Source organism: Saccharopolyspora sp. NPDC050642, from assembly GCF_040654735.1.
Classification (GTDB): domain Bacteria; phylum Actinomycetota; class Actinomycetes; order Mycobacteriales; family Pseudonocardiaceae; genus Saccharopolyspora; species Saccharopolyspora elongata.
This window is the reverse complement of sequence record NZ_JBFAIN010000014.1, coordinates 39,101-51,492: the sequence shown is the minus strand read 5'-3', so window position 1 is coordinate 51,492 and position 12,392 is coordinate 39,101. Positions and strand designations below refer to the sequence as shown.

General features: G+C 69.6%; 13 protein-coding genes. 1 reads left to right on the top strand and 12 read right to left on the bottom strand.

Translation table 11 applies throughout. The annotated features are described in order from the left end of the window. Nucleotides 1–12 precede the first annotated feature (12 nt). Nucleotides 13–381, top strand: coding sequence for a DUF1801 domain-containing protein (locus tag AB0H93_RS22255; protein ID WP_358574932.1), 369 nt, complete (start codon nt 13–15; stop codon nt 379–381). Between the two features lie 92 nt (nt 382–473). On the opposite strand, the gene AB0H93_RS22250 is transcribed toward AB0H93_RS22255, so the two are convergent. From AB0H93_RS22250 to rplL, 12 genes are all read right to left on the bottom strand, one after another. After that, nucleotides 474–1,442 (bottom strand): hypothetical protein, encoded by a 969-nt coding sequence (locus AB0H93_RS22250; protein WP_358574931.1) that lies wholly within the window; start codon nt 1,440–1,442, stop codon nt 474–476. A gap of 37 nt (nt 1,443–1,479) precedes the next feature. Then, nucleotides 1,480–2,007: a hypothetical protein gene (locus AB0H93_RS22245; protein ID WP_358574929.1), complete on the bottom strand. Its 528-nt coding sequence runs from the start codon at nt 2,005–2,007 to the stop codon at nt 1,480–1,482. A 13-nt stretch (nt 2,008–2,020) separates the two neighbouring features. Next, entirely contained in the window at nt 2,021–3,124 is a 1,104-nt protein-coding gene (locus AB0H93_RS22240) for an MlaD family protein (RefSeq protein ID WP_358574928.1), read from the bottom strand. Next, the gene (locus tag AB0H93_RS22235; protein ID WP_358574927.1) at nt 3,124–4,254 is read right to left on the bottom strand and encodes an MCE family protein; all 1,131 of its coding nucleotides are present in this window, start codon (nt 4,252–4,254) and stop codon (nt 3,124–3,126) included. Before AB0H93_RS22235 ends, AB0H93_RS22240 begins: the two co-directional genes overlap by 1 nt. Nucleotides 4,255–4,373: 119 nt before the next feature. Continuing rightward, a complete protein-coding gene (locus AB0H93_RS22230; RefSeq protein WP_358574925.1) occupies nt 4,374–5,564 on the bottom strand; it encodes an MCE family protein in 1,191 nt (396 codons plus the stop codon). Then, nucleotides 5,561–6,541 (bottom strand): MCE family protein, encoded by a 981-nt coding sequence (locus AB0H93_RS22225; RefSeq protein ID WP_358574924.1) that lies wholly within the window; start codon nt 6,539–6,541, stop codon nt 5,561–5,563. Before AB0H93_RS22225 ends, AB0H93_RS22230 begins: the two co-directional genes overlap by 4 nt. Beyond that, entirely contained in the window at nt 6,538–7,563 is a 1,026-nt protein-coding gene (locus tag AB0H93_RS22220; RefSeq protein WP_358574923.1) for an MCE family protein, read from the bottom strand. Before AB0H93_RS22220 ends, AB0H93_RS22225 begins: the two co-directional genes overlap by 4 nt. Further along, on the bottom strand, nt 7,560–8,909 hold the full coding sequence (locus AB0H93_RS22215) for an MCE family protein (RefSeq protein WP_358574921.1): 1,350 nt from the start codon (nt 8,907–8,909) through the stop codon (nt 7,560–7,562). Before AB0H93_RS22215 ends, AB0H93_RS22220 begins: the two co-directional genes overlap by 4 nt. Further along, nucleotides 8,906–9,745: an ABC transporter permease gene (locus AB0H93_RS22210; protein WP_132490288.1), complete on the bottom strand. Its 840-nt coding sequence runs from the start codon at nt 9,743–9,745 to the stop codon at nt 8,906–8,908. The genes AB0H93_RS22215 and AB0H93_RS22210 overlap by 4 nt, the downstream gene beginning before the upstream one ends. 7 nt (nt 9,746–9,752) lie before the next feature. Beyond that, nucleotides 9,753–10,544, bottom strand: a complete 792-nt coding sequence (locus AB0H93_RS22205; protein WP_132490290.1) for an ABC transporter permease — start codon at nt 10,542–10,544, stop codon at nt 9,753–9,755. After that, complete coding sequence (locus AB0H93_RS22200; RefSeq protein WP_358574920.1) at nt 10,541–11,728, bottom strand: ABC transporter ATP-binding protein; 1,188 nt, start codon at nt 11,726–11,728, stop codon at nt 10,541–10,543. The genes AB0H93_RS22205 and AB0H93_RS22200 overlap by 4 nt, the downstream gene beginning before the upstream one ends. Nucleotides 11,729–11,984: 256 nt before the next feature. Next, nucleotides 11,985–12,368, bottom strand: coding sequence for a 50S ribosomal protein L7/L12 (gene rplL / locus AB0H93_RS22195; RefSeq protein WP_358574919.1), 384 nt, complete (start codon nt 12,366–12,368; stop codon nt 11,985–11,987). Nucleotides 12,369–12,392: the final 24 nt, after the last annotated feature.

Below are 12,392 nucleotides of genomic sequence, written 5' to 3'. Positions count from 1 at the left end.
AAGGACGAAGTCATGGCCAAGTTCGCCACCGTGCAGGAGTACGTCGCCTCGCTCCCCGAAGCCCAGCGCGCGATCGCCGACGAGCTGCTCCCGCTCATCGACGAGGCGCTGCCCGGCGCGGGAGCGGTCTGGCACGGCCACCCGGTGTGGAGCCTCGGCCCGGCGCCCGGCAAGTCGCCGGTCTGCTTCATCAAGGCCTTCTCCGCCCACGTGTCCTTCGGCTTCTGGCGCGGCCAGGAGATCACCGACGCGTCCGGCCGCCTCGAACCCGGCTCACGCGCGATGGCGAGCGTCAAGCTCCGCACCCCGGCCGACATCGACGCAGAGCTGTTCACCGGCTGGCTGCGCGCGACCCGCGACCTGGAGACCGCAACCGACTGACCCCGAACCGGGGTGAGCAGGAGCCGTTCGGGAACGTGGTCCGTGCGCCGTTTTCGCGCGAGAACGGCGTCGCTGAAGGGTCGCGGCGTCGGTCAGCGCAGGGTGATCTGGGTGATCTTCCACTTGTCGCCCTGCTTCTCGGCGCTCACCGAGATCTGGGCCGGGCCGACGTTGCTCTCGCCGGTGTTGGCGCGCATCGCGTGCTGGTCGACGAACAGCAGGAGCTCGGCGCGGTCGCCCTGCAGCCTCGTCACCGCGCTGTTCTTCACCGTCGTGGTGACGATCAGCTGCTGCTGCGGGGCCTGCTCCCGGACCACCTTGAACAGGTCGTCGTACTTCTGCACCGCCGAGCCGACCAGCAGGTCCCGCGCGGCGGCCTCGGTCTTGCCCGTGTCGTTGAAGTCGTAGGAGAACACCTTCTCCACGGCATCGCTGATCTGGCCGTTGACCTCGCTGGTGGCCCCGGCCGAGACCAGCGCCTGGTTGGCCCCGGCCCCGGAGTAGCGCGCGTCGAACGCCTTGATGCCGAGGAACACCGCCGCCCCGATGAACAGGACCGCGAGGATCCAGATCGTCCATGCCAAGCCCGTCAACGACGTCTTGCCGGACGCTGCCGCGCCGGGCTGCGCCCCGGTCCACGCCTGCTGCGCGTCGTACGGGGCCGCGGCTACGCCGCTGGACCCCTCCGGCTCCGCACCAGCCGCTTCGCCGCCCTCCGCGACCGGCTTCGCCTCAACGGCTTCGCCGCGCTCCTCCGAAACGGCCTCGCCACGCTCCTCCGAGCCACGCTCCTCGGAGCTTCGCTCCGCCGCATCGGCTTCGCCGACCTCGACGGTCGGCTGCACCGAGCTGCGCTCCGGCGCGGCTTCGACGGAACCGTTGCGCGGGGTCTCGGCATCCGGCTCCCGCTTCGCGGTCCCGTTGGCAGCCTGCCGCTCCTCCGCGGTGCGCCGGGCTTCCCGGGCCTCCGCCTGGAGGGCGTCGCCGAGCAGGGTTTCGCGGTTGCGCAGGCCCGCCACCTTGGGACGGCGGGTGGGGGTCTTGCGGCGGTTGCTTGGCACTGACTGCACTCCTCGAATTGCTTGCGAGTGTCGCCGTTCAGCCGACCGGCACGGTGCCGAGCCCGCTGAGCTTCCAGGTCTCGCCTTCGCGGGTGAGCTCGGCCTGGTAGCGGTCCTGCTTGTTGGTCGGCTGCTGGCCCTCGATGGTGACCGTCACCTGCACGACGGCGATCATCCGGGCCTTGCCCGCGTTCTCGTCGAGCTCGACGATCCCGGCGTCGAGCACCCGGGCCGTGGTGCTGCTCTTGGCCTGGGTGATCTGGGTCGCGTAGTTCTGCCGGCCTTGCCGGATCTCGTCGCGCAGCGGGCCGGTCGAGTTGTCCTCCCAGCGCTTCAGGCCGCCGTCCACATCCCGGTAGTCGAGGCTGTTGAAGCTGATGATCGCGCTCGTCCCGTCGTGCAGCGCCGCGTCCCGCACCTCCGCGCGGGCGACCGAGTCGCTGTTGCCGGCCAGCGCCCAGGTGACGCCGAAGAACAGGCTGGCCACCACGCCGATCGCGAGCAGCGTCAGGCCCGTGATCAGGCCCAGGACCGGGCGCTTCCGCTCAGCGGTTCCGGTGGTCATGTCCGCCTCCTCCCTACTGTCCCGGTGCATTCTGCGCGCCGCGGACCGACGTGTCACTGCCCCGGGGCTCCGCGCAGTGCGCGTTGGGGTTCAGCGGCATCTCGCGGAAGTCGTCGCCCGCGCGGCGCTCGGTCGACTCGTAGCCCTTGGTGCAGGGCAGCGGGTCGAACACGTTGAGCACCAGGCCGAAGTGCGCGGTGCCGTCGCCGGGCACCACCGTGTTGCTGGCGGTGACGATCGCCGGGTACAGCGTCATGATCTGCTCGATGCCGTCGACGCGTTCGGCCATGACCCGCGAGGTGGTCGTCAGGTTCGCCAGCAGCGGTCCGAGCTGCTGGTTCTCCTGCAGGAGCGCGCTGACCTGGCGGGCCGCCGGCGGGGCGCGCTCGATCACCGCGCGCAGGTCGCCGTCGGAGTTCTTCACCGACTCCGACAGCAGCCGCAGGTCTTCACCGAACGACCTGATCGCCGAGCCCTGCTCGTTCTGGGTGGCCAGGACCGTCTTGCCGTCCTGGAGCAGCTGCACCGTCTGCGGCAGGTGCTCCTGCGCGGCGGCGGTGAACTCGCGGCTGGTGTCCAGGATGGTCTGCAGGTGGCCGCCGTTGTCGCGGAACGCGGTGCCGAGCTCGCTGACCACGGTGCGCAGCGACTCCTCCGGCACCGAGTTCGCGAACGCGTCCAGGTTCGTCATCAGGCTTTCCACCGGCAGCGGCGTGGTCGCGGATTCCTGCGCGATCACCGAGCCGTCCGCCAGGAACGGGCCGTCGTCGCTCTTGGGCCGCAGGTCGACGTACTGCTCGCCGACCGCGGACCGGTTGGTCACCACCGCCTGCACGTCGCGCGGGATCCGCGGCGCGCTGGACTCGATGTCCAGCGGCACCTCCACGCCGGTGCCGGTCAGCTTCAGGTCGCCGACCCGGCCGACCGGCACCCCGCGGTAGGTGACCTCGGCGTTGTTGAAGACGCCGCCGGTGTCGGCGAGTTGCAGCGTCACCACGTAGCCGCGCGGGCCGAACAGCCGGTCCAGGCCCGCGTAGCGGGCTCCGGCGTAGCTGACGCCGACCAGGGCGATCGCGACGAACGCGATGATCTGCAGGCGCACTCGACGGGTGAGCATCAGCGGCCACCTCCCAGCAACGAGCCCAGCAGGCCACCGGATTCCCGCTCCGGCTCGGCCGGCGGTTGCGCGGGCTGCTCCGGCGGCGCCTGCGACGTCAGCGGCAGCGGGATGGACTTCAGGGCGTCCGGCAGCGGGATCAGCGGCTGCCGGCTGCGACCGAGGTTCTCCAGCACGTGGGTGAGGTTCAGGTCCACGTTGGCGTAGAGGTTGGTGAAGTCGCTGTTGCCGATGCCGTCGACCGCGTTGTCCGGGAACGGGAACGAGACGAGAACCTCCAGCGACTTCGGCAGGCTGTCACCCGCCGCGGCCAGCTGGTTCAGGGCCGGCGCGAGCTGGTTGAGGTTGTGCACCAGGTCGTCGCGGGACCTGTTGACCACGTCCGTCCCGACGCCGGAGAGCTCGTCGAGCGACTGCAGCATGGTGACCAGCTGGGTGCGCTGCTCGTTGAGCACCCGAAGCCCGGGTTCCAGGTCGCGCAGCGCGGTGTCGATGCTCCCGCGCTGCTCGTTGAGCCGGGCGCTGAGCCGGTTGATGCTGTCCAGCGCCCGCGTGATGTCGTCGCGCTGCGCGTCCAGCCCGGCGACCAGTTCGTCCAAATTGGACAGCAGGCTGCGGACGTCGGACTCCCGGCCCTCCAGCGCGGCGTTGAGCTCCTTGGTGATGTTCTGCAGCTGCGCCACGCCACCGCCGTTGAGCAGCATGGACAGCGCGCCGAGCACCTCTTCCACCTCGGGGTTCCGGCCGGTGCGGTCGAGGCCGATCAGGGCGCCGTCGGCGAGGCGGCCGACGTCGGACTGCCCCTGCGGCGGGCCGGCGAGCTCGACGTACTTCTCGCCGAGCAGGCTGGACTGCCGCAGCCGGGCGGTCGCGTTGGCCGGCAGCTTGACGTCGCCGTTGACCTGCACCGTCACCTCGGCCTGCCAGGAGTCGGGGGCCAGGCCGATGGTCGACACCCGGCCGACCGGCACGTCGTTGACCCGCACCCCGGCGTTGGGCACCAGGTCCAGCACGTCGGCGAAGCGCACCTTGACCTCGTAGGGGTCGCTGCCGAGGTCGGCGCCGCCGGGCAGCGGCAGGTCGTAGACGCCCTGCGAACTGCACCCGCCGAGCACGACCAGCGCCAGCACGGCGGCCCCGACCTTCGGACCGCACCGCAACGACGACCGTGCCCGCCCCGAGCGGGTCCGCAATTTCCATTGAAATCGAAGGTTCGATTTCAATGGAAATTGCGTCAGAAACAGTCCCTTCACCGGGTGCCTCCCGCGGTTTGGGTGCCGCTCGCGTCGGAGAGCGGAAGCGGAAGCGGTGGGAGCTTGCCGTTCTGGATGGCGTTGAGGGTTTCCGCCGGGGTCGGCAGCTTCACCACGCCGTCGAGGATCGGCTGCAGCGACTTGCACGCGTCGCTGACGTCCTTCGGCAGGTCCGCCGGGCTGTGCTGCTGCAGCATCTTGCACACCGCCACCACCGGCGGCTGGTTCAGCTCGTTGAAGTTCGCGCGCACGTCCAGCGTTCCCGCCGCGCCGTTGTAGGCGTTGTTGAGGTTGCTCAGCGCCAGCGGCGCGTTGTTCAGCGATTCGCTGAGCGCTGCCTTCTGCTCCACCAGCACGTTCGCCACCGCGTTCAACTGGTCCACGTTGGACTTCACCAGGCCCCGGTTGTCCCGCACGAAGGACTCGACCTTGCCCAGCGCCACGGCCAACTCCGCCAGCGCCGCGCTCATGTCCTCGCGCTCGCCGGCCAGCAGCGAGCTGACCTGCTGCATCTGCGTGTTGAACCGGCGCACCTGGTCGTCGTTCTCGGCCAGCATCGTGGTGAACCGCTGCACGTTGTCGACGGTGGCGAACAGCTGATCGCTGTTGCCGGACAACGTGGTGCCGACCTCGCCGAGGTTGCGGATGGTCTCCGACAGCGCCTTCCCGTTGCCGTCGAGGTTCGCCGCGCTGGTGTTGAGCAGGTCGGTCAGCGCGCCGTCGGCGTTGGCGCCGTCGGGCCCCAGCGCGGTCGTGATGTCGTTGAGGCTGCGGTAGATCTGGTCCAGCTCCACCGGAGTCGCGGTGCGCTCCTTCGGGATCACCGCGCCGTCGGCCAGCTCCGGCCCACCCCGGTAGACGGGGGCGAGCTGCACGTACCGGTCGCTGACCACGCTCGGCGCGACCGCCACCGCGCCCGCGTCGGCGGGCACCTTCACGTCGCGGTCGACGCTCATCACGACGCGCACCACCTGGCCCTGCGGCACGACCTCGTCGACGGTGCCCACCGGAACCCCGAGGATCCGCACGTCACCGCCCGGGTAGATGCCCACGGCGGCGTGGAAGTACGCGGTGACCTTCCGCTCGGCGGCGCCGAAGAACAGCCACCACACCCCGACGGTCGCGGCGAGCACGACCACCACGGCGATCGACAGCATCCTGGTCGGCGACGGGCGTGCGCTGGTCATGGCTGGCAGCCCTTCTGGTTGATCGGACCGATGGCGGGCGGCAGCAGGCCGCAGATGTAGGTGTCGAACCAGCGGCCGTTGCCCAGCACGTTGGAGAAGTACCTGGTGAACGGGGCGAACATCTCGAGGCTGCGGTTCAGGTTGTCCTGGTTGCGCTGCAGCATCTTGGTGACCCGGTCCAGCTGCTGCAGCGCCGGGCCGATCTGCGCGTTGTTGTCGTCGACCAGCCCGCTGAGCTGCTGGGACAACGTGCGGGTGCCGTCCAGCAGGCCGCTGATCGAATCCCGCCGCGCCCGGATCTCCTGCAGCAGCAGGTTGCCGTCGGCCAGCAGCTTCTCGAAGTCGGCGTTGCGGTCGGCGATCGTCTTCGACACCTGCGAGGTGTTGTTCAGCAGGTGCTCCAGCTGCTCGTCGCGCGAGGAGATGGTCCGCGACAGCTGCGACAACCCGTCCAGCGCGCCGCTGACCTCGTCCGGCGTGCCCTTGAACGTGTCGGAGAGCGTGCGGAAGCTCTCCGCGAGCTGCCCGGTGTCGATCTTGTCCACAGTGGTCGAGAGGTCGCTGAAGGCCTCGATGACGTCGTAGGGCGACACGGTGCGCTGCAACGGGATCGGCTCGGACGGCGACATCTCCTCGCCGCCCTGCGGGTCCAGCGCCAGGTACTTCTGGCCGAGCAGCGTCTTGATCCGGATCGCGGCGGTGGTGTGGTCGCCCAGCCACGCGTCGCCGACCCGGAAGCTGACCAGCACGTGGTCGTCCTCGATCTCGACGTCCGAGACGGTGCCGACCTTCACCCCGGCGATGCGCACCTCGCTGTCCGGCCGCAGCCCCGCGGCCTCGGTGAACTGCGCGGTGTAGGTGGTGCCGCCGATGAACGGCAGGCGCTCGAAGTTCAGCGCGAGCAGGAACATCAGCACCAGCGCCAGGAGGCCGGCGATGCCGATCTTGAGCGGGTCACGCTGGGAGAATGCGGTCATCGCTGGCACCTCGGCTGCGTCACCGGCATCAGCGGCAGCGGCAGGTTCAGGTCGCCGACGCCCACCGTGCCGCTCATCTTGCACGAGTAGAAGTTGAACCAGGAGCCGTGGCTGGCCGTCCGGCCGATCGTTTCGAGCTTGCCGGGCATGTTCTGCAGCACCCGCTCGGTCAGCTGCTCGTGGTCGTTGAGGTTCTTCGACAGCTCACCGAGACCCGCGATGTCCTGCTGCAGCCCCGGTCGCGCCTCGGTCAGCAGGCCCGCGGTGCTGTTCGTCAGGCCGTCCATCGCGGTGATCGCGGAGCCGATCGAATCCCGGTCGGCGGACAGCCCGGACACCACCTGCTGCAGCTGGCCGATGAGCTCGGACAGCTGCTGGTCGCGGGCGTTGACGGTGTCCAGCACGCCGTTGAGGTTGTCGATGACCTGCCCGATCACCTGGTCGCGGGAGGCGATCGTGGAGGTCAGCGAGGCGGTGTGGGCCAGCAGGCTCTCCACCGTGCCGCCCTCGCCCTGCAGCACCTGGATGATCTCGTAGGACAGCTTGTTCACGTCCTCCGGGGAGAGCGCCTGGAACAGCGGCTTGAACCCGCCCAGCAGCACCGTCAGGTCCAGCGCCGGCTTGGTGCGCTCCAGCGGGATCTCGCCGCCCGGGGCCAGGACTCCGCTGGATTCGCCCGCGCCCTGCTCCAGCGCGATGTACCGCTGGCCCACCAGGTTCCGGTACTTGATGGTGGCGGTCACCGAGCTCGGCAGCCGCCGGTCCGACACGTTGAACCGCACCTCGGCGAACCGCCGGTCGACCACCTCGATGCTCTCCACCTGGCCGACCTTCACCCCGGAGATGCGCACCTCGTCGCCCTCGTTGAGGTTGGTGACGTCGGTGAACCGCGCGGTGTAGGACTCCGACGCGCGCAGGTCCCGGTTGGCGATGGTCAGCACCAGCAACCCGGTGGCCAGCACGGTGACCAGCACGAAGATCAGGAACTTCACCAGTGGCGCGACGATGCTGCGGCCGTTCACCGGTAGCTCACCTCCGCTCCGCGAAGCACGGGCCCGACCAGCAGCGAGCCCCAGTCCGGCACCTCGCTCGCCGGGCGGCCCACCGCGGGCGCCAGCAGCACCGCCACCATGTCCCGCTCGGCCGGGGAGTTCACCCAGGTCGCGGACTGCGGCGAGGTGCCGGCGGGCAGGTAGCCCTGGCCCATCGACGGCGGGTTCAGGCCGCCGTCAGCCGGCCGGGAAGCGGCCGGCGGAACCGAGCCGTCCTTGAACGGCCCGTCCGGCGGGTACTCCGGCACCGGATCCGGCAGCGGCATGAAGTTGTAGCAGCGGGGGCCGCGCTTGTCGGCGAACTCCGGCTCGTCCTGGTTCGGCCGGTACTTGCCACGGGTCGCGACGACCTCCAGGGTGATGTGCAGGCCCGGCTCGGCGGACCCCTCGCCCAGCACCTGCCGCATCCGCGGCACGAACTCCGCCATCTCCTGCAGGAAGCACGGGTACTCGGGCGCGTACTTGGCCAGCACGTCCAGCGTCGGCCGCTGCGCGTCGCCGAGCTGGATGATGTTCTGCCGGTTGTCCCGCAGGAAGCCGGTCAGATCACCGGAGCTGGTGGTCAGCTGCGAGGTGAGCGCGGTCAGGTTCTCCCGCTGCGCCACCAGTGTCCGGGCGGTGGTGCTGAAGTTGTCCAGCGCCTCCAGCACGTCCGGCGCGGCCTGCTCGTAGGTCTGCGCGACGCCGACGAGCTCCTGCAGGTTCTCCTTGAGGTCCGGCACCGACGGGTTGAGCCCGTCCAGGTAGGTGTTCAGCTGCGACAGCGTCTCGCCCAGCGGCTTGCCGCGCCCGGCCAACGCCTGGTCCAGCGCGTTCAGCGTCACGGCCAGGTCGTCCGGGTGGACCGCCTGCAGCACCGGCATCGTGTCGGACAGCACCTGCTCCAGCTCGATGCCCGCGCTGGTGCGGTCCTGCTCGATCACGTCACCGGAGGCCAGCGTCGTGGTCGACGCCTGCTCCGGCAGCTCCAGCGACACGTACCGCTCGCCGAAGAGCGTCCGCGGCAGCAGCCGCGCCGACACGTTCGACGGCAGCTGCTCGGCCCGCTCCGGGTCCAGCGCCAGCCGCAGCTCCGCACCGTCCCCTGTGGACGTCACGCTCACCACCCGGCCGACGACCATGCCGCGCACCTTCACGTCCGACTCGGGCAGCAGCTGGTTCCCGGTCGACGGCGCCTTCAGCACGACGTCCACGCTGGACGCGAAGGCCTTCTGGTAGATCGCCACGGTCAGCCCGATGAACAGCACCATGCTCATCAGCAACGCCAGGCCGAGGGTGCGGCGCCGGAGCGTCGTCAACGCGCTTCGCGTGCTCATCCCGTGATCCGAACCGTCGTCGTGGTGCCCCAGATCGCGAGGCTGAGGAAGAAGTCGAGCAGCGCGGTGGTCACGATCGCGGTCCGCACCGCGCGGCCCACCGCGATGCCGACACCGGCCGGGCCGCCGCTGGCGCGGTAGCCGTAGTAGCAGTGCGTCATGATCACCACCACGCTGAAGACGAGCACCTTCCCGAAGGACCACAACACGTCCTCGGGCGGCAGGAACAGGTTGAAGTAGTGGTCGTAGGTGCCCGCGGACTGGCCGTAGATGTAGATCGTGACCGCGCGGGCGGCGATGTACGACGTCAGCAGGCCCAGCACGTACAGCGGGATCACCGCGATGAACCCGGCGATCACGCGGGTCGTCACCAGGTACGGCAGGCTCGGCACGCCCATGACTTCCAGCGCGTCGATCTCGTCGGAGATCCGCATCGCGCCCAGCTGCGCGGTGAAGCCGGAGCCGACCGTCGCCGACAGCGCGAGCCCGGCGACCAGCGGCGCGATCTCGCGGGTGTTGAAGTACGCGGAGACGAAGCCGGCGAACGCCGAGGTGCCGAGCTGGTCCAGCGCCGCGAAGCCCTGCAGGCCGACCACGGTGCCGGTGAACAGCGTCAGGCCGATCATCACGCCGACCGTGCCGCCGATCACCGCCAACGCGCCGCTGCCGAAGCTGACCTCGGCCAGCAGCCGCAGCGTCTCCTTCGCGTAGCGGGCGATCGCCCGCGGAATCCACGCCAGCGAGCGCAGGTAGAACGACATCTGGTCGCCCAGGTCGTCCAGCATCACCAGCGGCCGCCGGGCCGCGCGCTTCGCGCGCTGCGAGATGGTCACCATGTCCCCGTCACATTCCCTTTGGCGGGACCAGTTGCAGGTAGAGCGTCGTCAGGACGAAGTTCACGGCGAACAGGAGCAGGAAGGTGATCACCACCGACTGGTTCACCGCGTCCCCGACGCCCTTCGGTCCCGGCGGCGGGTGCAGGCCGCGGTAGGCGGCCACCACGCCGGCCAGGAACCCGAAGATCACCGCCTTCAGCTCGCCGATCCACAGGTCGGACAGCTGCGCCAGCGCGTTGAAGCTCGCCATGTACGCGCCGGGCGTGCCGCCCTGCATGATCACGTTGAACGTGTAGCCGCCGAGCACGCCGACCACGCTGACCATGCCGTTGAGCAGCAGCGCCACCAGCATCGCGGCCAGCACCCGCGGCACCACCAGCCGCTGGATCGGCGAGATCCCCAGGACCTCCATCGCGTCGATCTCGTCGCGGATCTTCCGGGAGCCGAGGTCCGCGCAGATCGCCGAACCGCCGGCCCCCGCGATCAGCAGCGCGGTCACGATCGGGCTGGCCTGCTGGATGATCGCCAGCACGCTCGCCGCGCCGGTGAACGACTGGGCGCCGATCTGCCTGGTCAGCGAGCCGAGCTGGAGCGCGATCACCGCGCCGAACGGGATCGACACCAGCGCGGTCGGCAGGATCGTCACGCTGGCGATGAACCAGCACTGCTGGATGAACTCTCGGATCTGGAACGGGCGGCTGGGCATCGCCCGCACCACGTCGAGCGCCAGCGCGAACATGCGGCCGGTCTCACGAAGTCCGCCCGCACCAGGGAACCGCGCCTGGGACGGCGAACTCACGATTCACCCCGCTTGCGGCCGAACCAGCGCCGCCGCGACGACTCGGCCGGCTCCTCCACATCCCGCGGCGTCGCCTCCGGCTGCCGGAGGTGGGGCGTCGGGCGCACCTGCTGCGGCGGCACGTCGGCGACCGCCGCCGGCGGCAGCCGGTCCGGGGCCGGCGCCTGCACCGGCTCGGTCTGCTGCGGCCACGCGCCGGTCGCGGGCGTGGAAAAACCATAGAGCGCCAGCTCGTCCGGGGTCAGCGTCTTGATGATCTCCTGCTGCGCCGACGGATTCAGCGTCCGCAGCTGGCGCAGCACCCGGTCCTTGCGGCGGCGCACCGCGGTCCGCTCCGGCATCCCCGGCGAGACCTCCAGCTGCGCCATCATCGGCGGCACGGCGAGCTCGCTCAGCCGCGCCAGCTCGGACGGCCCGATGTCCTTCTCCTCGCTCATGCCGATCGGCCCGTCGGCGCGCCCGTTGAGGAACTGCACCACCACCGGCTCGGCCGAGGTCAGCAGCACCTCGCGCGGCCCGAACATCACCAGGTTCCGGCGGTAGAGCATGCCGATGTTGTCCGGCACGGTCCGGGCGGTGTTGATGTCGTGCGTGACGATCAGGATCGTGGCGTCGATCTGCGCGTTCAGGTCGACGATCAGCTGGTTCAGCAGCACGGTGCGGACGGGGTCCAGCCCGGAGTCGGGCTCGTCGACCAGGATGATCTCGGGGTCCAGCACCAGCGCGCGGGCCAGCCCGGCGCGCTTGCGCATGCCGCCGGAGATCTCGCCGGGCAGCTTCTCCTCGGCGCCGAGGAGACCGACCATCTCCATCTTCTCGAGCACCAGGTCGCGGATCTCGGACTCGCCCTTGCGGGTGTGCTCGCGGAGCGGGAACGCGATGTTGTCGTAGAGGTTCATCGACCCGAACAGCGCGCCGTCCTGGAACAGCACGCCGAACATCTTCCGGATCTCGTAGAGCTCGCGCTCCGAGCAGGTGCAGATGTCCGTGCCGTTGATGACCACCTTGCCCTGCTCCGGCTTCAACAAGCCGACCAGGGACTTCAGGAACACCGACTTCCCGGTCCCGGAAGGCCCGAGCAGCACGCTGATCTCGCCGGGAGGAAGCGTCAGGCTGACGTCCCGCCAGATGGTCTGCGCGCCGAAGGACTTCGACAGTCCGTCGACAACCACCTCGACGCCCATCCGCACCTCCGCGTTCCTCGAATTAACCGCATCGGGGGTAACCCCGGTGAGGCAGCCTGGCACATGTGACGCGCTTAACGAAGGTCGTCGGCGTCACACCTATGCAACGAGCCTGACGCGAACGGGTTACTCGCCAGTTCACTTCGATTCGGGAAACCACAGGATTTGTCCGGTAAAAGCGATTTCTTTCCCGGACAGCAAAAAAGGCGAGCACTCACAACCGCGAGTGCTCGCCTTTTTACCGTCAGTCAGATGCTCACTTGACGGAGACCGAAGCGCCGGCCTCTTCCAGCTTGGCCTTGACCTCTTCGGCCTTCTCCTTCTCGACCTTCTCCAGGATCGGCTTCGGAGCGCCCTCGACCAGCTCCTTGGCCTCCTTCAGGCCCAGGCCGGAGACGATCTCACGGACGACCTTGATGACCTGGATCTTCTTGTCGCCAGCACCCTCGAGGATGACGTCGAACTCGTCCTGCTCCTCGGCAGCCGGGGCAGCGGCGCCGGCCGGGCCCGCCACGACGGCGGCCGGGGCGGCGGCGGTGACGTCGAAGGTCTCCTCGAACTGCTTCACGAACCCCGACAGCTCCAGGAGGGTCATCTCCTTGAAGACGTCCAACAGCTCTTCGTTGCTCAGCTTCGCCACGGCGGCGTTCCTTTCAGTTCAGTG